The sequence below is a fragment of the Dactylosporangium sp. CA-092794 genome (assembly GCF_050948465.1).
Classification (GTDB): Bacteria; Actinomycetota; Actinomycetes; order Mycobacteriales; family Micromonosporaceae; genus Dactylosporangium.
On the sequence record NZ_CP192044.1, the window covers coordinates 5,158,723 to 5,179,214 of the forward strand.

Below are 20,492 nucleotides of genomic sequence, written 5' to 3' on the forward strand. Positions count from 1 at the left end.
CGGCGCCGACCGCGGCATGGGTTAGCGATTCGTGGTCGTCACACCGCGAAGTTCTCGGTCAACTGTTTCGCGGTGTTGGTCGCCGTGTCCCAGTGGTACGCGCTGTAGGACCGGGGGCCCATGTGCAGGTCCGGCGTCATGCGGAAGTCGGAGGCGAGGCCCTTCGCGTCCAGGCTGACGTTCTGCAACGCCGCCGCGAGTGACGTGCCGGTGCAGTCGGCCCCACAGCCCTTGAGCGCCTGGCCCAGGGTCATGGCGCCCAGGTAGTACGGAATGAGCAGGGAGTCGTTGAGCGCGGCCGCTCCGGTCACACCCTGCGCCGACATGTCGGCGATGTAGTCCTTGACGACCTGCGGGTTGTCGGGCGCGTCAGGGACGATGAGCGGGCCCATGGACATCTGGTAGAAGCCGGGGTCCTTCATGGTCTCGAAGGTCGTGTACTGACCGGTGTTACTGGTGTTGATGACCGGTGCCTGCGAGCCTGATGCCCGCAGCGCCGAGACCACGGACGGGTTGAGCGGACCGCCGAGCTGCACGAGGACCACGTCGGGTTTCGCCGCCGCCGCGTTGCGGGCGAACGGGCTGACGTCGGCCGAGGTGGCCGGTGCGTACTGGGTGGCGACGGTCCAGCCGCGTTGGGTGGCCGCCTGCTCCACGGCTTTCACCCAGGCGTGGTTGCCGCCGGTGTCGAGGGTGACGATGCCGATCTTGAGCGGCTTGCCGGAGACGAGCGAGCCGGCGAGCTTCAGCATCGGCTCGGCGTAGTCCGAACCGCCCCACCCCGCCGTGCCGAACAGGAACTGCTGGGCCGGCTGGAAGGATTCGGGCGCGCCTTTGCCGCAAATGGCGGGAATCTTGACGGTCGCGACGTACTGGCCGGCCGCGGTGCACAGATCGGTCAGGTCCGGCCCGAGCAACGCGACGACCTTGTCGCCGTCGACGAGCTGGCGCATCGCCGCCTGCGCGGCCGTCGCGGTCGCGCCGTCGTTCTTGACCACCAGCTCCACCTTGCGGCCGTTGATTCCGCCGCTGGCGTTGATGCGATCGAAGTAGCCCTGCGAGGCGTGCACCAGGTTCTGGCCGACGTAGGTGAAGTTGCCGGTCAGGGTGGCGATGACGCCGATCTTGATCGGGCCGGCCGAGCCGGCCCCGTTGCCGTCGCTCGAGTTGGAACAGCCGGCGGCGAGGCTCACCGCGAGCGCGGCCGCCATGACCGCAACGAGCTTCACTCCATGGCGCCTACCACGACGCCGGGAAAGCGGCAGTGGCATTCAGTGTCTCCCCTCACGCTCCAAGGAACGGGTTGTCTGTGATAGTGACCTTGGCTGGCGGAAAGTTAACAGTCACTTTCCAAGCATGTCAACAACGTGTTTCGGCTGGCCCGGAGGCTGATTCCCTTTACTGGCAACGCTTTCAGGAACCGCGCACGGTTGAGGACCGGGCGTCGCCCGGCTCCCGACGATCGGTCTGGACGGCGTCAGAGTCGTTCGATGACCATGGCGTTCGCCATGCCGCCGAACTCGCACATGGTCTGCAGGCCGTACCGTCCTCCGGTGCGCTCGAGGTGGTTCAGCAGGGTCGCGAGCAGCCGGGTCCCGGAGGCCCCGATCGCGTGTCCCAGCGCGATCGCGCCACCGCACGGGTTCAGCCGGTCGGGGTCCGCGTCCAGCTCCCGGCACCAGGCGAGGGGTACCGGGGCGAACGCCTCGTTGACTTCGTAGGCGGCGAGGTCGGCGAGGCCGAGCCCGGCGCGCTCGAGCACCCGCCGGGTGGCCGGTATGGGTGCGGTGAGCATCAGCAACGGGTCGGCGCCGGCCACGGTTCCGGCCACGAAGCGGGCCCGGGCGGTCAGCCCGAGGCGTTGGGCCGCCTCGCCCGACATGATGAGCGCCGCCGAAGCGCCGTCGGTGAGGGGCGAGGACGTCCCCGCGGTCACGCGCCAGTCCAGGTGTGGCCGGACGGCCCGTTCGGCCTCGGTGGCGAAGACCGGCGTGAGCGCCGCCAGGCTCTCGGCCGTCGTGCCCGCGCGGACGGTCTCGTCGATGGTGTGTGAGCGCTCGCTTCCCGAGGCGTCGGTGACGGTCACCGGCACGATCTCGTGGTCGAACCAGCCACTCGCCCTCGCCCGGGCCGCCCGCTGGTGCGACCGGGCCGAATAGCTGTCCAGTTCGGACCGGGCGAGCTTCCAGGCGTCGGCGACCAGTTCCGCCGCCACGCCCTGGGAGGTGAACCCGTCGGGATACCGCGCGCGGGCCATGGTGCCCCGGGCGTCGCGGCCCATCGCCGCCGTCGGTATCGGGACGCGGCTCATGCTTTCGACCCCGCCGGCGATGACGATGTCGCTCGCGCCGGACTTCACCGCCTGGACGGCGAAGTGCACCGCCTGCTGGCTCGAGCCGCACGCCCGGTTGATGGTCGTGGCCGGCACGGACTCCGGCAGTCCGGCGCCGAGGACCGCGAACCGGGCCAGGTTGCCGGCCTGCTCTCCCGCCTGCGTGACGCAGCCGAGGATGACGTCGTCGACCTCGGCCGGATCGATCCCGACCCGGCCGAGCAGCGACTGGAGCACTCCCGCCATCAGGTCGATGGGGTGCATGCCGGACAGGGCACCTCCCGGCTTGCCTTTGCCGGAAGCGGTGCGGACGATGTCGATGAGGACGGCCTCGGTCACGCGCGGACCTCCGTAATGAGACTGACGACTGAGCGGCGGATGAGCTTGCCGGTCTCGGTGTGGGGCAGTTCGGGGACGAGAAAGACCTCGTCCGGCGTGCGCGAACCCCGCAGTCGCTCGCGGCACCAGGCGCGCAGCACCGCCGCGGTGACCGTCGGGTCGTCGGCGACGACGGCGGCGGCGATGCGCTCACCCCATTCGTCGTCCGGCAGTCCCACGACCGCCGCCTGCCGGACGCCGGGGTGAGCCAGCAGCGCGTCCTCGATCTCGGCCGGCGCGATGTTCTCGCCGCCCCGGATGATGGTGTCGTCCGCGCGCCCCTCCATGAACAGGTAACCGTCGGTGTCGAGGCGGGCCCGGTCCGCAGTGGGGAACCAGCCCTGCGGGTCGAGCGCCGAACCGTGCAGGTACTCGCCGGAGACCTGCGGGCCGCGCACCCACAGCAGCCCGGTCTCGCCGACCGGCAGCACCAGGCCGGCCGGGTCGCGGACCTGGGCCTCGACCCCGGGGACCAGGCGGCCTACGGAGGACAGCCGGTCGCGGACGGCGGGGTCGGTGCTCGTGACCGCGGCGCGGTGGTCGTCGGGGCCGAGCACCGCGATCGTTGAGCTGGTCTCGGTCAGTCCGTATGCGTTGACGAAGTCGACGCCGGGAAACGCGGCGAGGACCCGCTCCAGCACCGGCCTGGGCATCCGCGCGCCGCCGTAGGCGAGCGACCGCAGGCTCGGCACGTCGGCACTCGCCCCGCCGAGGTGCTCGACGATGCGCGCCAGCATGGTCGGCACGACCATCGCATGCGTCACCTGATTGGCGCGAACAGCGTCAAGCCAGACGCTCGGGGAGAAGTCGGCCAGGTAGGCCATCGCCCGGCCGGAGTACACATTGGTCAGTGCCGCCGCGACCCCGGCGACGTGGTAGGGCGGGGTCGCGATCAGGGCGGTGTCGCCGTCGCGCGCGCCGGCGAAGGCGACCGTGTCGAGCACATACGACACGAGGTTGTCGTGGCGCAGCACGACGCCCTTGGGGGTCGAGGTCGTCCCGCTGGTGAACAGGATGACGGCCGCGGCGCGCTCGTCGAGGTCGCGGGGCACGAGCCGGTCGGCCGTCGCGGCCCGGTCGATCAGCTCGGTCACCAGCACCGTCGGCGCCGCGCCGGCCAGGGTGGTCAGGTAGCGCTCGTCCGTGACGACCAGCGGGTTCGCGAGCTCGGCCAGGCGGGCCACCAGCTGGTCCCCGCTGAGGCGGTAGTTCAGGACGGCGAGCGGGACGCCGGCCTTCGCCGTGGCGAAGAGCAGCAGCGGCAGCACCGGGCCGTTGACGCCGACGTGAACGACGGTGGCGTGGCCGGTGAGCAGGCAAGCGGCCCGGCTGCTGAGGTCGTCCAGTTCGGCGTAGGTCCAGCGCCGGGTTCCGTCCTTCACCGCGGGGCGGTCGGGCATGACCGACATCGCCATGTCCAGGAGCATCGCCGTGCCCAATTGGCTCCTCCTCGGTTACGACAAGAGCTTGATCCGGAGTTGGAAAGTGAGTGTACACTCGCCAACCATGGCACCCCAAGGGTCAGCCCCCCACCGACCGGCCCACTCCGCCGACGACGTGGTCGCGTGGTCGGCGGTGCGCGACTGGATGGACGAGCGTGGTGTCGGTGCCGGCGACATCGTCGACGCGACGCTGCTCGCCGGCGGCACGCAGAATCTGTTGCTGCGGTTCCGGCGCGGCGACGACACGTACGTGCTGCGGCGGCCTCCGCTGAACAAGCGCCCCAACAGCGACGAGTCGATTCGTCGGGAGGCGGCCCTACTGGGCGAGCTCGCGACGACGGTCGTGCCGCATCCTCGGTTGATCGCGGCGTGCCTGGACCCGGCGGTGCTGGGAGCCAACTTCTATCTGATGAGCGAGGTCGACGGCTTCAATCCGAAGACCTCGTTGCCCGCGGCGTTCGAGGCCGACCGGGGGTTTCATCGCCGGCTGGGACTGGCGATGGTGGACGCGTTGCTGACGCTGGAGTCGGTGCCGGTCGATCGCCTGCGCGAGGCCGGTTTCGGCGATCCGGACGGCTGGCTGGAGCGTCAGGTGGAGCGGTGGTCGCAGCGCCTAGACGCGTGGGCCGTGATGGCCGGGACGGAGCCGGACGTTCTGCTGCCGGGCGCGGTTGCCCTGAGCCGGGTCCTGCGGTCCACGCGGCCCGCCTCGTGGCGGCCGGGCCTGCTGCACGGTGACTTCCATCTGTCCAACGTGCTCGTGCGGTGGGACCGCCCGGAGGTGGCGGCCATCGTGGACTGGGAGGTCGCGACGGTGGGTGACCCGCTGATCGACCTGGGGCATCTGCTGGCGACGTGGCCGGACCGCCGGCAGGCCGGCTCGCCCGCAACGGTCCTGGACCTGCCGGGGCTGCCGTCGCCGGAGGAGCTCATCGAGCACTACGCGGCGAACTCGGCTCGCGATCTCACTCACCTCCCGTGGTACCGCGGCATGGCCTGCTACCGCTTCGCGATCCTCCTCGAGGGCACCTACGCCCGGTCGCTGGCGGGGCTGGCCGATCCGGTGGTTGGTGAGCGCTTACACACCATCGCCCGAAGCTTGATCGATCAGGGAGCGCGGATGGTCGCCGCGTGACTCCGGGCCCGTCCCGACCGATGACACTACAAGGAGGCCGCAGATGAGCTGGGACTTCTCCACCGAGCCCGAGTTCGAGCACAAGCTCGGGTGGATGCGCCGGTTCGTGGCGGAGGAGATCATCCCGTTGGAGACCCTGCGGGACCGCTGGCGTGCGCCCGGCGGGGCCACCGCCTACGCCGCCGCGACCGCGGGGCTGAAGGACGAGGTACGCCGCCAGGGACTCTGGGCCGCGCACCTGCCACCCGAGCTGGGTGGCACCGGCTTCGGCCAGGTCAAGCTCGCGTTGATGCACGAGATCATCGGTCAGAGCCCGCTCGCCGCACCCATCTTCGGCAACAACGCCCCGGACTCCGGCAACGCCGAGATGCTGGCGCTGGCCGGGACGCCGCGGCAGAAGGAGCAGTGGATGGCTCCGCTGCTGGACGGCCGGATGTACTCGTCCTACTCGATGACCGAGCCGGGCGCCGGCGCCGACCCACGGCTGTTGCGGACGACGGCGCGGCTCGACGGCGACGAATGGGTGATCGACGGCCACAAGTGGTTCATCTCCAACGCGTCGGTGGCCGACTTCCACATCGTGATGTGCCGCACCTCCGACGACCCCGAACTGCGTGCGCACAAGCGGTTCTCGATGATCATCGTCCCCAGTGCCACCCCGGGCGTGACGGTGCTGCGCGACATCCCGACGATGGAGAACGTCGACCATCGCTTCGGCGAGTTCGGCAACCACGCGGAGGTCCGGTACGAGTCGGTCCGGGTGCCGCGGGCCAACCTCATCGGCGACGTCGGTGAGGGCTTCGCCTTGGCCCAGAAGCGACTGGGACCGGGTCGCGTCCACCACGCGATGCGCTGGCTCGGCCAAAGCCGGCGCGCGTTCGACATGCTGTGCGAGCGGGCCGTCAGCCGCTTCACCCACGGCTCGGTGCTGGCCGACAAGCAGCTGGTCCAGGACTGGGTGGCGCAGAGCTGGGCCTCGATGCAGGCGGCTCGCCTGCTGACCCTGCAGGCGGCGTGGACGATGGACCGGCTGCACGAGCAGGGCCGGCCGCACAGCGATGCCAAGATCGAGATCGGGGTCATCAAGTTCTGGGGGGCCCGGGTGCTCTACGAGGTGATCGACCGGGCCATCCAGGTGCACGGCGCGTTGGGATACTCCGCCGACCTGCCGCTGGAGGCCATGTACCGCAAGGCCCGCGCGGCCCGGCTGGTCGACGGCCCCGACGAGGTGCACAAGACGAACGTGGCCCGGCAGATCCTCAAAGGTTACACACCGACCGACGTCCCGTCGCAGCACATCCCGACGATGCGCGCCCGGGCCGAGGCCAGGTTCGCCCGCTATCTGGACGACGCCGCCGTCAACAGCTGACCCCTCCGGAGGAATCGTGTCCGACTACGAGTACCTGCTCTACGAGACCTTCGACGAGTCCACCATCGCCCGCATCACGCTCAACCGCCCGCAGACCCGCAACGCGCAGAACCGGGGCCTGCTGGTCGAGCTGGACGACGCGTTCGCCCGGGCCCAGGCCGACGACGACGTCCGCGTCGTCATCCTCGCCGGTGCCGGCCCGGCGTTCTCGTCGGGGCACGACCTCGGCTCACCCGACCGTATCCGGGAGTCGACCCCGGGCCCGGACCAGCACGTGACCTACCAGTGCAACGGCGCCACCCGCGCCGGAGCGGAGAGCCGCGTACGCCAGGAGTGGCACTACTACTTCGACAACACCCGGCGCTGGCGCAACCTGCGCAAAATCACGATCGCGCAGGTGCAGGGCAACGTCTACTCGGCCGGCCTCATGCTCGCCTGGTGCTGCGACCTCATCGTCGCCGCGCAGTCAGCCCGCTTCGCCGACGTGGTCGCCACCCGCCTCGGCATGTGCGGCGTGGAGTACTTCGGCCATCCGTGGGAGTTCGGCCCCCGCAAGGCGAAGGAACTCCTGCTGACGGGCGACGCCATCGACGCCGGCGAGGCCCACCGGCTGGGCATGGTGTCGAAGGTGTTCGCCGACGCCGAGCTCGCCGAGCGCACGCTCGACTTCGCCCGCCGGGTCGCCCGCGTGCCGACCATGGCCGCTCTGCTGATCAAGGACTCGGTGAACCACACGGTCGACGCGATGGGCTTCACCAACGCGCTCAACACGTGCTTCGCGCTGCACGAGCTCAACCACAGCCACTGGATGGAGCTCTCCGGCGGCAAGGTCGCGCTCGGCACACCCGAGTTCGGCGGGCCCGACTGGCGCACCGCACCACCGGTCCAGCTGGCCGCCCGGGACACGCCGTGACCTGAGGTGCCGGCCACCCGGCCGAAGAAAGTGACCGATCGCTATCTGACAGGATTCATGATTCTGCTATGGACATCAACACCGTCACCGGCGTCATCCAACCCGGCGATCTCGGCTTCACCATGCCGCACGAGCACATCATTGTCGCCTGGGACGGCACCTTCCTCGACAGCACGCTGGCGATCGACTGGGTGGAGCTCGAGCGGGAGGCGATCGAGAAGTGCAAGCTCGCGGTCGCCAGCGGCATTCGGACGATCGTGGACATGACCACCATCGAGATGGGTCGCGACGTCTCGCTGCTGCAACGTGTTTCGGAGGCGAGCGGGCTGCAGATCATCGCGATCTCGGGCCTGTTCGCCGATGCCTACGGCGTGCCGCACTACTTCCGGCAGCTTACCGAGGCCCAGATCACCGACATCTACGTCCGGGAACTGACCAAGGGGGTCGGCCGCACCGGCGTCCGGACCGGAGCCATCAAGATAGCGACGGGTCAGAAGGAGCTCACCGACCTGGAACGGCTGATCATCCGGGCGGGCGCCAAGGCCCACCTCGAGACCGGGGCGCCGATCCTCACGCACACCGGCTACGGGTCGCTCGGCGACAGGCAGGTGGACCTGCTCGTCGATGAAGGCGTCGACCCCGCCCGCGTGGTGGTCGGGCACAGCGACGTCAGCGCCAACCTCCGCTACCACGCGCGGATCCTGCGCAAGGGCGCGACCGTCGGGTTTGACCGCATCGGTCTGCACACGTTCATGCCCGACGACATCCGGGCCCAGTGTATTGCCGCGCTGATCCGCATGGGCTTCGCCTCCCGGCTGACGATGTCGCTCGACTGCCACCTGCGCTGGTGTGGCCGGCCCAACGAACTGGTCATCGAGGATCGCGACTTCACCTGGCTGGCCCGCAACTTCTTCCCGCTGCTGCGCACGGCGGGTGTCTCGGACGAGGACATCAACATGATCATGACCGACAACGTCCGACGGCTGTTCGAGTAGACCCATGTTGCGACTCGGACTTCAGTTCGACCTGCGGGCTCCGGCCGGCGGGCCGTCCACCACCGACTTGTACGCGGCGGCCGTCGACCAGTGCGCCTGGGCCGACGGGCTCGGCTTCGAGACCGTCTACATCGGCGAGCATCACGGGGCCGAGGACGGCTACTGCCCTTCGCCGATCGTCGTCGGCGCCGCGATCGCGTCCCGCACCAGCCGCATCGCGATCCACCTGTCCGCCCTCATCGCCGTCCTGCACAACCCGCTGCGGCTCGCCGAGGACCTCGCGGTCCTCGACATCCTCAGCAACGGCCGGCTGGTGCTCACCCTGGGTATCGGCTACCGGCCCCACGAGTACGCCATGTTCGGCGTCAGCAAGGCCGAGCGGGCGGCGATCCTCGAGTCGACCATCGAGGTCCTGGATCGGGCCTGGACCGGCGAGGCGTTCGACCACCAGGGCGTCCGAGTGTTGGTCCGGCCCACTCCGGCACGCCGGCCGAGGCCTCCCATCTACATCGGCGGTTCGCTGCGGGCCTCGGCACTGCGGGCGGCTCGCTATGGGGACAACTACCTGCCGGCCGGCGACGCGACCCTCTTCGAGGTGTACCGGCAGGAGCGCGAGCGCCTCGGCCTGCCGGTGGGGGAGCCACCACCGGTCCGCGGGCCGATGTTCGTCCACGTCACGCGGGACCCCGAGGCCGACTGGCCGGTGATCGGCCCGGCCGTCCTGTACGCCGCCAACTCCTACGCCGACTGGGCCACGGAACGAGGCGGGGGCGGCGGCTCATACACCCGGACGGCGGATCTCGACGCGTTGCGGCGCAACCCTTCCTACCGGCTGGTGACGCCGGCCGAGTGCGTCGAGATGGCCGAGACGCTGGGCGACGGCGGCGAGCTGATCTTCCAGCCGCTCTTCGGTGGCATCGAGCCCGAGCGGGCCTGGCGGAGTCTGCGGCTGTTCGAGAGCGCGGTGCTGCCCGAACTCGAGACCCGAGGTCTACGTCCCGCGCGGTCCGGCGATTAGTCCTCTGTGGACGCTCCGGTGAAGAGCGGCCCTGCCGCCGGCGGGGCGACCTCGGCCTCGGCCGCTTCCTCGTGCGTCACCACCCAACCGGTGCCGCGGCGCCACACCTCGTGGCGCCGCGGCGGGTCCGCGCCGGACGCCCCGATGCCGGCGCAGACTCCGGCCATGGCGACGTCGAGGAGATGCCCGCCCCCGGACAGTTGCGACCGGACGGCGGCCGCCGCGGCGTAAAGCCCCGTGAGCGGATCGGCGATGGCGTCACCGCAGAAGACCGGCCGTCCCGCACCGTCCCACGCGACGAGCGCGCCCGCGACCGCAGCGTCGTCGCCGAACGCCACCCGGTGCTCGCATTCGGCGGTACGACCATAGCCGGTGATCGACAGCCACGTGCGTCCTGGCCGATCCGCCACAAATTCCTCGGCGATCAGACCCAACCGGCGCAGCGCCCGCGGCCGGCTCGCCTCGACGACGACGTCGGCCCCGGCGACCAGTTCGCGCAGGTCCTGCTGGCCTGAGGGCGAGCCGAAGTCGAGCCGGACGATCCGCTGGCCGTGGTGCAGTTGTGCCCAGAACCGCGGCGGGCCGAAGCGCGCGCCGTCGGGGCGGCGGACGTCTTCCACCTTGACCACCGTCGCGCCCGCACGGCTCAGGATGCGAGCGGCCAACGGGCCTGCCCACATGGCGGAGAAGTCCACCACGACCGGGGGCCGGCGCCGCCGGCTCGCCGGCCGTCCCACCCGCAGCCACCGCACCGGCGCCCTACCGGCCGCCTCGCCCAGCACCGCCGCGGGAATTCCGATCTCCTGCAACGCCGCGACGACCTCGCGCGCCGGCCGTGTCCCCGCGAGGTCGGCCAGCGCGGCCCAGGCGTTCGCCGTCTCGATCGGCCGGCCGAGCACGGCCGGGAGGACCTCGAGGTCGTACGAGCGGGACAGATTGACCGCGATCCATCCATCCGGGGCGCCGAGCAGGCGGGCGCTGCCATTTGCCGATGTCCGGCCGCCCCCGCGCGTCCAGCCCTGCTCGCCGGCCCGCGCGGACAGCAACGATCCCGTGTCCAGGTCAACCCGGCGGCCCCAGCGCGCTGTGGCGTCGGCCAGCGCGGCGACCACGGCGGTGACGCGGCCCGCGACCGGTCCGAGCGGCGCCAGCGGCGGTCCGTCCGGATGGCCGGTCAGCGCCATCGCGCCCGATCGGGCCCAGTCGAGCACGGCGCAGGCAGTACCGTCGGCACCGGCACCGCAGGCGAGGGTGAACGTGACGCGATCGGTCATGCCGGCTCCACGGCGTCCACCAGGCCCCAGCGGCGGGCCGTCCCGGCGTCGATGGGCTCGCCGGTGAACGCGAGCCACGCGGTGCGCCGGCGCCCGATGCGGCGGGGCAGGCTGACCGTGCCGCCCGCCCCCGGGATCAGGCCGAGGGCCAGCTCGGGCAGGGCGATGCGCGTGTCCGGCGCCGCGACCACCCGACCGGCGAAGGCGGGCAGCTCGATGCCCGACCCGTAGCACGCCCCGTGCAGGTGGACGGTGACGCGGGCCGCCAGGCGGCTCAGCAGCCGGGCGGGGCTTCGAGTAAGCCGGATGACATGGGCCGATGCCGGGTCCGCGCGCGAGCCGAACTCATCGAGGTCCCCGCCGGCACAGAACGACGGACCCGCGCCCTCCAGGCGCACGGTCAGGTCCGGGTCGTTGGCCGCGATCGTCAGCGCCTGCACAAGCTCGTCGCGCATCCGGGCGTTGAGCGCGTTGCGTACCTCCGGCCGGTTGAGCTTGACCCGCAGTTCGTCTCCGTAGCGCTCGACCAGCACGGCCGGGCCCCGATCCGAGCGCGTTCGCGGCGGGCGAGCGGCACGCCAGGCGGCGAACTCCGGCCCCGCCTGCAGCATCGAGTAGGTCGTCGACTCCGCCACCAGCCCGGCATCGATACCGGACGGGGCGCAGCGAAGCAGCAGCGCGAGCGCGGTCGCGGCGAGCGGGTGGGCCTGCACCGCCGCCACCAGTGCCGGAAGCCGGGCGGCCGTCACCACGACATCCATCACCGATGCGTAGGGCTCGGACCCGGCGGCCAGGTCCTCGACGGTCCCGGCCACGGGGTCGGCGGCTTCGGAAACTCCGACGAGCACAGCAGGCAGGCCCCGCACCTGGGCGGCCAGGTCGGCGGGCGGGCCGGACCCGGTCGTCGCGAGATCCACCACAACGAGACAGGAGCCAGACCCGTGCGGGCCCTCTGCCGCCTGGGCCGTGGACAGCCACCGCTCCAGGTCTGCCACCGCGAGAACGTCCACGACGCATCATATGGCGGGTGGACTCGGGCGGGCCAGCAGGCCCCGCACGGGTTGCCGCTGCGTAGGCACCGTTTGCCTGGCCTGATCAAGCAGCGTATCCTGTATCCGGGATGCAGGAACCTTCCGGAGCGCGAAAGGACGGGCCATGGCGGGGCCGCTCGACGGGTTGCGCGTGCTGGAATTCGCGGGGCTCGCGCCCGGGCCGCACGCCGCGATGGTCCTGGCCGACCTCGGCGCCGACGTCGTGCGTATCTGCCGGCCCGGCCAGGACGCCGTTCCCGTCGCGGAGGACCACCTGCTGCGGGGTCGTGACAGTGTCGCGGTCGACCTGAAGTCGGCCGCGGGGCGCGACCTCGCCCGGCGCATGGCCGAGCGCGCCGACGTGTTGATCGAGGGCAACCGGCCCGGCGTGATGGAGCGACTCGGCCTTGGCCCCGACGACTGCCTCGCCGCCAATCCCCGTCTGGTCTACGCCCGGGTCACCGGCTGGGGACAGGATGGTCCCCTGGCGCTACGGGCGGGTCACGACATCAACTATGTCGCGCTGACGGGGGTTCTGCGGGCCATCGGCCACGCGGGCGAGCGGCCGGTCCCCCCGCTCAACCTGGTCGCGGACTTCGGCGGAGGGTCGATGCTGCTGTTGGTCGGCATCCTCGCCGCGCTCTGGGAACGCGACCGGGGCGGCCGGGGACAGGTGGTCGACGCGGCCATGGTCGACGGCGTCGGGGTGCTCGCCCAGATGGTCTGGGCCCTGCGGGCCCGGTCGCGCTGGTCGGACGAGCGCGGGACCAACCTGATCGACTCCGGAGCCCCCTTCTACGACACCTACCGGTGCGCCGATGGTGAGTATGTCGCCGTGGGCGCCATCGAGCCGCAGTTCTATGCCGCACTGCTCGCCGGCCTCGGCCTGGCCGACGCCGGCCTGCCGGCGCAGCGCGATCGGGCCGGCTGGCCGACGCTGCGGGCCCGGCTCGCCGAGGAGTTCGGCCGCCGGCCGCGCGCGCACTGGCAGCGTGTCTTCGAGGGCACCGACGCCTGCGTGACGCCCGTGTTGAGCTTCGCCGAGGCACCGGACCACCCCCACATGCGGGAGCGAGCCGGCTTCGTCGACATCGCCGGAGTCCGCCAGCCGGCCCCGGCGCCGCGGTTCTCGAGGACGAGCGCCGGCCCGCCCGGCGCGGCCCGCGACATCGACGTCGCGGCCGCCGCCGCGCGTTGGGCCCAGCCGGACGAGCAGCGGGAGGAACGGGCGTGAGCGAAGTCGAGGTCGCCGCCGACGGCGGTGTCCTGGTCATCACCATCAACCGGCCCGACCGGCGCAACGCCGTCAACCAGGCGGTGTCCACGGGGGTCGCGGGCGCTCTGGACCAACTGGATCAGCGGGACGACCTCGCCGTGGGGATCATCACCGGCGCGGGTGGCACGTTCTGCGCCGGCATGGACCTCGGCAGCTTCCGGCTCGGCGAGCGCGTGTCCCTGCCGGGACGGGGCTTTGCCGGGCTCACGCAACGACCTCCGGCGAAGCCACTGATCGCCGCCGTGGAGGGCTATGCGCTGGCCGGCGGCTTCGAAGTCGTCCTGGCGTGCGATCTCATCGTCGCCGCCCGCACCGCGACCTTCGGCCTGCCCGAGGTCAAGCGCGGTCTGGTGGCGGCGGCCGGCGGGCTGTTCCGCCTGCCGTCGAGCCTGCCCCGTCACGTGGCCATGGAGCTCATTCTGACCGGAGATCCGATCTCGGCGGAGCGTGCCCTGCATTTCGGGCTGGTCAACCGGCTCACCGAGCCGGGCCAGGCCCTGGGCGAGGCGCTGCTCCTCGCACGTGCGATCGCCGCCAACGGCCCGCTCGCACTGGCCGCGAGCAAGCGAATCGTCAGCGAGTCCCGGGGATGGCCGGCCGACCAGGCATTCGACCGCCAGCGGCCCCTCACCGACCCCGTGTTCTCCTCGGAAGACGCGCGCGAGGGTGCCCTCGCGTTCCTCGAGAAGCGCGCGCCGGTGTGGCAGGGGCGATGACCGACCCGGGCGAGGGCATCCGGCCCATTCCGATCCGCACCACGAGGATCGTCGATGACATCACGCAGTACCTTCGTGACCTGATCCTCGACCACAAGCTCCCTCCCGGTACGACGGTCCTGCAGACCGAGTGGGCCCGGCGGCTCGGGGTCAGCCGCACGCCGTTGCGGGAGGCGCTGCGCCTGCTGGAGCAGGATGGGCTGGTCCGGATCAGCAACGGCAACCGGACCGTTGAGGTGGTGCGTTACAGCGCCGACGACCTGCGGGACCTCTACCAGTTGCGGGAAATGGTGGACGGCCTGGCGGCCCGGCTGCTGGCGGTCAACGGAATCCCTGACGCGTTGGACCGCGAGCTCGCCGATCTGCTGTCCACGATGGACGACGCCGCCGACCCGTTCCGTCCTTCGGTGTGGTTCCCGGCGCACATCGCGTTCCACGTGCGCATCACCGAGGAATGCGGTAACCCGCGCCTGCGCCCGCTGCTGCACGTGGTGCGCTCGACCGGATTGGCGCTGCACTCGCCCATGGCGGACGAGGGCGTCCCGGCCGACGAACTGGCCAAGATCCTCAACGTGGGCCGGACGCAGCATCGGGCCATCCTCGACGCCATCCGCGACGGGTCGGGCGCGAAGGCTGAGGCTGCCGCGCGCCGGCACATCTTGTCGACGCTGCGCTCCGACCTCATCCGCCGCAGCGCCAGCGGCGTGGAGCCCGCGCCCCGCCGGGCATGACCGTAAGTCGCGCACCGTCGCGACGGCAGCGCAACGGTCAGCCGGCACGGCGCCGAGCCAGCGCGGCCAGCAGGTCCGCCACGCCTTGCCGGAAGGCCGGGCGGCCGGTGGACCAGTGCTGGGCCTCGGTCTCCCGCGCCAGCGCCTCGGCGTGGCGCAGCGTGGACAGCGACTCACGGGTGCTCTGGACCAGGCGCCGGGTGTAGGCGGCCTCCTGGCCGTCCAGCCGCCGGCCGAGGTCGACAGCGGCCGCCACCAGCGCGTCGCTCGGGTGGACCGCGGCGACCAGACCCGCCGCGAGCGCGGCCTGTGCGTCCCACTGTTCGCCGAAGACCGCGGCCAGGGTGGCGCGTTGCGCGCCGACCGCGCGGGTCAGCAGCCACAGGTGGCCGCCGCCCGGGTGGATGCGCAGCTGGGCGAATCGCGTGTCGAACAGTGCGCTGTCGCCGGCCAGCCGCACGTCACAGGCCAGCGCGAGGTTGAATCCGGCGCCGACCGCGGGACCGTTGACCGCGGCGATGGTGACCAGCGGCGAGCGCAGGATCCGCAGGAAGCCGTCGTAGACCACGCGCACCCGGTCGAATTCGCCGTCCGCGGCCGCCTGCAGGGTGGACAGTTCGGCGCCGGCGCAGAAGGCCGGGCCGGCCCCGGTGACCACCACGGCGCGGGCGTCCGGGTCGCTCTCGATCTCGTCCATCGCCCGGCCCACGGCGGCGACCAGCTCGGCGGAGAGCACGTTGCGGCGGCGGGGTGCGTTGAGGGTCAGTACCGCGGTCCCGCCGTGCCGCCGCACCAGGACCTGGTCAGGTTGCGTCATCGTCTGCCTCCCGGGTCGATGCTGGAGATCGGGGGCCGCGTCGTCCGCGGCGGGCCCGCCGTCACCGCGGTGCACCGGAGGCTTCGCGGAAGGCCGCGACGAAACCGGCCGGGTCGGCGGTCGTCGGGAGATGGACGCGGAAGTCGGTCACGCCGGCGCCGGCCAGCCGGGGGACAGGGGCGAGGGTGGCCGCCACATCGATGCTCCGGTCCGGTAGCCGGATGGTGCGCAGTGGTGCGGAGACCCGGAGCTCGTCGGCGGAGCCGGCCAATGCCGCCAGTGCCGTGCGCATCCGGGCGATCCCGCGGTCGATGTCGGACTCGTCCTCGCCCCAGGGGATCCAGCGCCGTCCGTACCGCGCGACCCTGCGCACCACGCGGTCGTTGACGGTGCCGGAGATCCAGATCGGTACGCCGCCGGACTGCAGCGGCTTCGGCATGGCGTGGATCCCCTCGAACGACAACTCGGTCGTCCGGTAGTCGGCCCGGGTCTGGCCCCAGAGCAGCTGGCACACGTCGAGGGTGTGTTCGAGCAGCCGCCCTCGCTGCCGGTAGTCGAGGCCGGCGACGTCGTACTCCTCCCGCTGCCAGCCCACGCCGACGCCGAGGTCCAGCCGGCCGTCGCTGAGCACGTCCAGGGTCGCGGCCGACTTCGCGAGCACGGCGGGGCGGCGCAGCGCGGCGAGAATGATGTTCGTGCCCAGGCGGATTCGGGTGGTTCGCCCGGCGATGACGGCGAGCGTCGTCAGCGGCTCGAGCCAGTGCCCGTCCGGCCCGGTCGGCTGCACACCGCCGGTCCGGCCGCCGGCGCCCGGGTCGCCGTAGGCCGCGAGGTTCTCCCCGAAGGCGATGTGGTCGGAGACCACGAGCCGGTCGACCCCGGCCGCGTCAAGCTGCTCGGCGCGGCGCAGCATCCCGGCCCAGTCCGCGGACTCGGCGTCGGCCGCGTAGCTGCGCAGGTCGACGGTCAGCCGGGGCCGGGTGGTGTCTGGTCGTTCGTCCACGGCGCGAGGATACCGCAGTTGTTGACGCACCAACCAGACGTTTGGCAGACTCAGAAAGGTTCCCAACGTTCGCTTCGGATGGAGGTCAGTCGTCTATGGCGATTGACGTGCAGCACTACATCGACACCTATGATCAGTTCAAGTTCGAAGTCGTCGAGGACCGGGTGCTGGAGATCGTCTTCTCCAACCCCGGCAAGCTCAACGCGGTCAGCGCGCGCGGTCACGCCCAGCTGGCGGTCATCTGGCCGGACATCAGCGCCGACGAGAACATCCGCGCGGTCATCGTCCGCGGCGAAGGCCGGGCGTTCTGCGCGGGTGGCGAGATGGACATCATCGACGAGATGGCCGTCAGCGCATCGGCCCGCCTGCGCGGCATGCGCGAGACGCGTGACATCGTCTACAACATCATCAACTGTTCGAAGCCGATCGTCTCGGCGATGCATGGGGTCGCCGTCGGGGCGGGCCTGTGCGTCGGCCTGCTCGCCGATGTCTCCATCGCCACGCCGGACGTGCGTCTCGTCGACGGTCACACCCGCTTCGGGGTGCCGGCCGGCGACGGCGCGGTGCTGATCTGGCCGCTGCTGATGGGCATGGCGAAGGCGAAGTACCACGTGCTGACGTGCGAGCCCATCCTCGGCAAGGACGCCGAGCGGATGGGGGTCGTGTCGTTGTGCGTCGAGGCGGACGAGCTCGTCCCGACGGCCCGCAAGGTCGCCAGGCGACTGGTGTCCGGCTCGCAGAGCGCCATCGAGATGACCAAGTACGCGATGAACAGCTGGCTGCGGCTGGCCGGCCCGAGCTACGACATCTCGATGGCGTACGAGTTCCTGGGCCTGGCCGGCGACGACGTCCAGGAGGGCGTCAAGGCACTGCGCGAGAAGCGCGAGCCGAACTTCAGCTAGGCACCGGTGCGGTCTGTTCCGCGGCAAGGCGCTGCCAGGTCGCGGAGCCGGCCGGCGGCGCCGAGACGAGCCCGGCGATCAGCGAGTCCGCATAGGTGTGGGCCAGCTCGTCGGGGGAGATCGGCCCGCCCGGCCGGTACCAGAGGTAGATCGAGTTGATCAGGCCGAAAATGCCGAACGCGACGACCTTGCCGTTGAGCCCCGCGGGCACGGCGCGGGCCTCGACCGCATCGTCCAGCAGGGTGCGCAGCAGGTCCTCGAATCGGTGACGCGCCTGCGCGATCCGGTCCCGCCCGGCGCCGGGCGGCAGGTCGAGGGTCGCCTTCGTCAGGCTGCCCATCGTCGGGGTCCGCGCGTTGAGCAGGATGAGGCTGTGGATGAACATCCACAGCCGCTCGATGGGTTCGGACACCGAGTCGACCGCGGCCGACACCTCGGCGAACACGTGCCGGTGCGCGCGCTCCTCGACCTCCAGCAGCAGCTGCTCCTTGGACCGGACGTAGTGGTACGTGCTGCCCTTGAGGATCCCGAACTCGTCCGCGATCTCCTGGATCGTCGCCGCCGAGTAGCCGCGGCGGTGGAACACCCGCTCGGCGGCGTCCAGCAGTTGGGAGCGCCGTGCGCTGCTCTCCTCGCCGCCGGTCCGCCGCTGCCTGGCCGGACTCATGCGCCGGCCCAGTGCGCATCGCGCTTGGCGAAGAACGCGGCCAGCGCCTCGGCCATGTCCGCCGACTGGTAGAGCTTCTCGAGCTCGGCGTCGATGCTGGCGAAGCTCTCGCGGTCGGCCTGCTCGCTCGCGGCCAGCGCGATGCGCCGGGTGGCGGCGAGCGCGAGCGGCGCCCCGAGCGCGACCTGGCCGGCCAGCTCCAGCGCCGCCGCCCGGGCCTGCCCGGGCTCGCAGACCCGGTTGACCAGGCCGTAGCGTTCGGCCTCCGCGGCGGTGATCGTGCGACCGGCGAGCAGGACCTCCATCCCGATGTTGCGCGGCAGCGCCCGGATCGCCCGGGTGAGTCCGCCACCGGCCGCGATGAGTCCCCGTCGCACCTCGGGCAGGGAGAAGTACGCGTTCGTGGAGGCGACGACCAGGTCGGCGGTGAGCACCATCTCGAATCCGCCCGCCAGGGCCGGTCCGTCGACGGCGGCGATGAGCGGTTTGGTGCGCGCGCGTCGGACGATGCCGCCGAACCCGCCGCGTTCGGTCGACAGGGACGCCGCTTCGCCCCGCTGCACGGCTTTGAGGTCCGCCCCGGCGCAGAACACCGGTCCGGTGTGGGTCAGCACGGCGAGCCAGAGCTGCGGCGTCGACTCGAGAAGATCCAGCGCCGCCTCCATGCCCGTGGCGAGCGACGCGGAGACGGCGTTGCGGGCCGACGGGTTGTCCAGCTCGATGACGAGGACGTGCCCGTCCGGCGCGGCGCGCAGGTGCTCCGACTCCACGACTGCATCCACCAACCGATTGGTCATTAGATCAGTATTGCGGATGCCAACTGCGTCTGGCAAACACCCGCCTGCCGGGCATCGCGTCCCGTCCGGCCGAAAACCAAACAGACGGTTGGCAGAGAGGCTGATCGGTCGTAATCTCTGTCCACCGGACTCACGCGAAAGGTGGCTTGATTCGTGGCCGCGATCCTCTCGCCCCGCCTGGACGTCCTGCCGGACACTGCCGCGCTGGTCGGCGGCAAGAAGCTCGGGAGCATGTCCGGCGGTGCCCACCAGCACCGCTATGCCGGCAACGGCGCGCCCACCCGGGAAATCCCGCTCGGCGGTGCCGAGGAGGTCGCCGCCGCGATCGCCGCCGCCCGCCGGGTCCTGCCGCAATGGCGGGCGCTGCCGGCCAACGAACGCCGCCGCCTGCTGCTGGCGGTCGCCGCGCTGATCCGCCGCGACATCGAGCAGCTCGCGCAGATCTCGGTCATCGACAACGGGAAGACCATCGGCTCCTCCCGGGTCTCGCCGGCCATCACCGCGGACGCGTTCGAATACTATGCGGGCTGGGCCGACAAGGCGGCCGGCGAGGTCATCCGTTCCTGGCCCCAGCCGGCACTCGACTACGCGGTCGAGGAACCGTACGGCGTCGTCGGCATCATCATTCCGTGGAACGCGCCGGTGTACGGTTTCGCGCAGACCGTCGCGCCGGCGCTGGCCGTGGGCAACTGCGTGGTGGTCAAGCCCCCCGAGCTCGCGCCGTACGGCGCCCTGCGCCTGGGTGAGCTGTTCGCCGAGGCGGGCTTCCCGCCCGGGGTGGTGACCGTGATTCCCGGCGGCCCGCTCGCCGGGGAGGCCATGGTCCGGCACCCGGGTATCGACAAGCTCCACTTCACGGGCAGCGGCGCGACGGCCCGCAAGATTCTCGCGATCGCCGGCGAGCGGCTGCTGCCCACCGGCCTGGAACTCGGCGGGAAGTCGGCGAACATCGTCTTCGAGGACGCCGACCTGGACGCCGCCGTCACCCAGCTCGCGCTGGGCGCGATCATCAACACCGGCCAGGCCTGCATCGCCGGCAGCCGGCTGCTCATCCAGCGTTCGGTGTACGACGACGTCGTCGACGGCCTGGCGACGGCGCTGGCGAAGGCGCCGATCGGTGACCCCGCGATCGAGCAGACCGTGATCGGCCCGGTGATCACCGCGCAGGCCGCCGACCGGATCCTCGGCGTGGTCCGAGACGCCGTGGCGGGACAGGCCGGCCGGCTGGTGACCGGCGGCACCCGGCTGGACGGCGACCTCGCCGACGGCTACTTCGTCGCGCCGACGCTGCTGGCCGACGTCGACAACGCCGCGCCGGTCGCGCAGCACGAGATCTTCGGCCCGGTGCTGTGCGCCATACCGTTCGACGACACCGACGACGCCGTCCGCATCGCCAACGACACCCAGTTCGGCCTGGCGGGGTACCTGCACACCGCGGATCTCGGCCGCGCCCATTCGGTGGCGTCCAAGCTGGAGTGCGGTGTCGTATCGGTCAACGGCAACCCGGGCCTGCCCATCGGCGCGCCGTTCGGCGGCGTCAAGCAGAGCGGCTACGGCCGCGTGCAGGGCCTCGCGGGCCTGCGGGAGTTCACCCGGCCGAAGAACGTCTGGATCGCACTGCCGGGCTGAGCCGGAGCCTCGCCACCCATCGGTGTCGCCGACGCCGGCAGGTGGCTGTATCGGGAGTGGGGGGAGC

Annotated in this window: 19 protein-coding genes; 10 read left to right on the forward strand and 9 right to left on the reverse strand. The window is 71.6% G+C overall.

Annotation, left to right across the window (positions count from 1 at the left end):
• Positions 1-38: 38 nt before the first annotated feature.
• The 3 genes from ACQPXD_RS22250 to ACQPXD_RS22260 form a co-directional block, all read right to left on the reverse strand.
• On the reverse strand, positions 39-1,229 hold the full coding sequence (locus ACQPXD_RS22250) for an ABC transporter substrate-binding protein (protein ID WP_432841466.1): 1,191 nt from the start codon (positions 1,227-1,229) through the stop codon (positions 39-41).
• Between the two features lie 248 nt (positions 1,230-1,477).
• Entirely contained in the window at positions 1,478-2,671 is a 1,194-nt protein-coding gene (locus ACQPXD_RS22255; RefSeq protein ID WP_432841468.1) for a thiolase family protein, read from the reverse strand.
• On the reverse strand, positions 2,668-4,125 hold the full coding sequence (locus ACQPXD_RS22260; protein ID WP_432841470.1) for a class I adenylate-forming enzyme family protein: 1,458 nt from the start codon (positions 4,123-4,125) through the stop codon (positions 2,668-2,670). Before ACQPXD_RS22260 ends, ACQPXD_RS22255 begins: the two co-directional genes overlap by 4 nt.
• Here ACQPXD_RS22260 and ACQPXD_RS22265 point away from each other — a divergent pair.
• The 5 genes from ACQPXD_RS22265 to ACQPXD_RS22285 all read left to right on the forward strand — a co-directional run bounded on the left by ACQPXD_RS22265 (position 4,109) and on the right by ACQPXD_RS22285 (position 9,582).
• Positions 4,109-5,287, forward strand: a complete 1,179-nt coding sequence (locus tag ACQPXD_RS22265; protein WP_432841472.1) for a phosphotransferase family protein — start codon at positions 4,109-4,111, stop codon at positions 5,285-5,287. The genes ACQPXD_RS22260 and ACQPXD_RS22265 overlap by 17 nt on opposite strands.
• 43 nt (positions 5,288-5,330) lie before the next feature.
• Positions 5,331-6,656, forward strand: coding sequence for an acyl-CoA dehydrogenase family protein (locus ACQPXD_RS22270; protein WP_432841474.1), 1,326 nt, complete (start codon positions 5,331-5,333; stop codon positions 6,654-6,656).
• A gap of 16 nt (positions 6,657-6,672) precedes the next feature.
• Positions 6,673-7,569: an enoyl-CoA hydratase gene (locus ACQPXD_RS22275; protein ID WP_432841476.1), complete on the forward strand. Its 897-nt coding sequence runs from the start codon at positions 6,673-6,675 to the stop codon at positions 7,567-7,569.
• A gap of 68 nt (positions 7,570-7,637) precedes the next feature.
• Complete coding sequence (locus tag ACQPXD_RS22280; RefSeq protein ID WP_432841478.1) at positions 7,638-8,564, forward strand: phosphotriesterase family protein; 927 nt, start codon at positions 7,638-7,640, stop codon at positions 8,562-8,564.
• Between the two features lie 4 nt (positions 8,565-8,568).
• Positions 8,569-9,582, forward strand: coding sequence for an LLM class flavin-dependent oxidoreductase (locus ACQPXD_RS22285; RefSeq protein ID WP_432841480.1), 1,014 nt, complete (start codon positions 8,569-8,571; stop codon positions 9,580-9,582).
• Here the strand turns inward: ACQPXD_RS22285 and ACQPXD_RS22290 are convergent.
• Complete coding sequence (locus tag ACQPXD_RS22290; protein WP_432841482.1) at positions 9,579-10,856, reverse strand: CoA transferase; 1,278 nt, start codon at positions 10,854-10,856, stop codon at positions 9,579-9,581. The genes ACQPXD_RS22285 and ACQPXD_RS22290 overlap by 4 nt on opposite strands.
• Positions 10,853-11,866 (reverse strand): enoyl-CoA hydratase/isomerase family protein, encoded by a 1,014-nt coding sequence (locus ACQPXD_RS22295; RefSeq protein ID WP_432841484.1) that lies wholly within the window; start codon positions 11,864-11,866, stop codon positions 10,853-10,855. The genes ACQPXD_RS22290 and ACQPXD_RS22295 overlap by 4 nt, the downstream gene beginning before the upstream one ends.
• Before the next feature lie 145 nt (positions 11,867-12,011).
• Here ACQPXD_RS22295 and ACQPXD_RS22300 point away from each other — a divergent pair, with 145 nt between their 5' ends.
• From ACQPXD_RS22300 to ACQPXD_RS22310, 3 genes are read left to right on the forward strand one after another with little or no spacing between them, the layout of a single operon-like run.
• A complete protein-coding gene (locus ACQPXD_RS22300) occupies positions 12,012-13,121 on the forward strand; it encodes a CaiB/BaiF CoA transferase family protein (RefSeq protein WP_432841486.1) in 1,110 nt (369 codons plus the stop codon).
• Positions 13,118-13,879 (forward strand): crotonase/enoyl-CoA hydratase family protein, encoded by a 762-nt coding sequence (locus tag ACQPXD_RS22305; RefSeq protein ID WP_432841488.1) that lies wholly within the window; start codon positions 13,118-13,120, stop codon positions 13,877-13,879. The genes ACQPXD_RS22300 and ACQPXD_RS22305 overlap by 4 nt, the downstream gene beginning before the upstream one ends.
• A complete protein-coding gene (locus ACQPXD_RS22310) occupies positions 13,876-14,610 on the forward strand; it encodes a GntR family transcriptional regulator (RefSeq protein ID WP_432841490.1) in 735 nt (244 codons plus the stop codon). The genes ACQPXD_RS22305 and ACQPXD_RS22310 overlap by 4 nt, the downstream gene beginning before the upstream one ends.
• A gap of 37 nt (positions 14,611-14,647) precedes the next feature.
• On the opposite strand, the gene ACQPXD_RS22315 is transcribed toward ACQPXD_RS22310, so the two are convergent.
• Both ACQPXD_RS22315 and ACQPXD_RS22320 read right to left on the reverse strand, forming a co-directional pair.
• A complete protein-coding gene (locus ACQPXD_RS22315; protein ID WP_432841492.1) occupies positions 14,648-15,427 on the reverse strand; it encodes an enoyl-CoA hydratase-related protein in 780 nt (259 codons plus the stop codon).
• A gap of 61 nt (positions 15,428-15,488) precedes the next feature.
• Positions 15,489-16,430: a TIGR03619 family F420-dependent LLM class oxidoreductase gene (locus ACQPXD_RS22320; RefSeq protein WP_432841494.1), complete on the reverse strand. Its 942-nt coding sequence runs from the start codon at positions 16,428-16,430 to the stop codon at positions 15,489-15,491.
• Positions 16,431-16,525: 95 nt separating this feature from the next.
• Here ACQPXD_RS22320 and ACQPXD_RS22325 point away from each other — a divergent pair, with 95 nt between their 5' ends.
• Entirely contained in the window at positions 16,526-17,332 is an 807-nt protein-coding gene (locus ACQPXD_RS22325; protein WP_432841496.1) for an enoyl-CoA hydratase/isomerase family protein, read from the forward strand.
• Here ACQPXD_RS22325 and ACQPXD_RS22330 read toward each other — a convergent pair.
• Positions 17,325-17,999, reverse strand: coding sequence for a TetR/AcrR family transcriptional regulator (locus ACQPXD_RS22330; RefSeq protein ID WP_432841498.1), 675 nt, complete (start codon positions 17,997-17,999; stop codon positions 17,325-17,327). The genes ACQPXD_RS22325 and ACQPXD_RS22330 overlap by 8 nt on opposite strands.
• Entirely contained in the window at positions 17,996-18,796 is an 801-nt protein-coding gene (locus ACQPXD_RS22335; RefSeq protein WP_432841500.1) for an enoyl-CoA hydratase-related protein, read from the reverse strand. The genes ACQPXD_RS22330 and ACQPXD_RS22335 overlap by 4 nt, the downstream gene beginning before the upstream one ends.
• 153 nt (positions 18,797-18,949) lie before the next feature.
• Between ACQPXD_RS22335 and ACQPXD_RS22340 the strand changes: the two genes are divergently transcribed.
• The gene (locus ACQPXD_RS22340; RefSeq protein ID WP_432841502.1) at positions 18,950-20,425 is read left to right on the forward strand and encodes an aldehyde dehydrogenase family protein; all 1,476 of its coding nucleotides are present in this window, start codon (positions 18,950-18,952) and stop codon (positions 20,423-20,425) included.
• Positions 20,426-20,492: the final 67 nt, after the last annotated feature.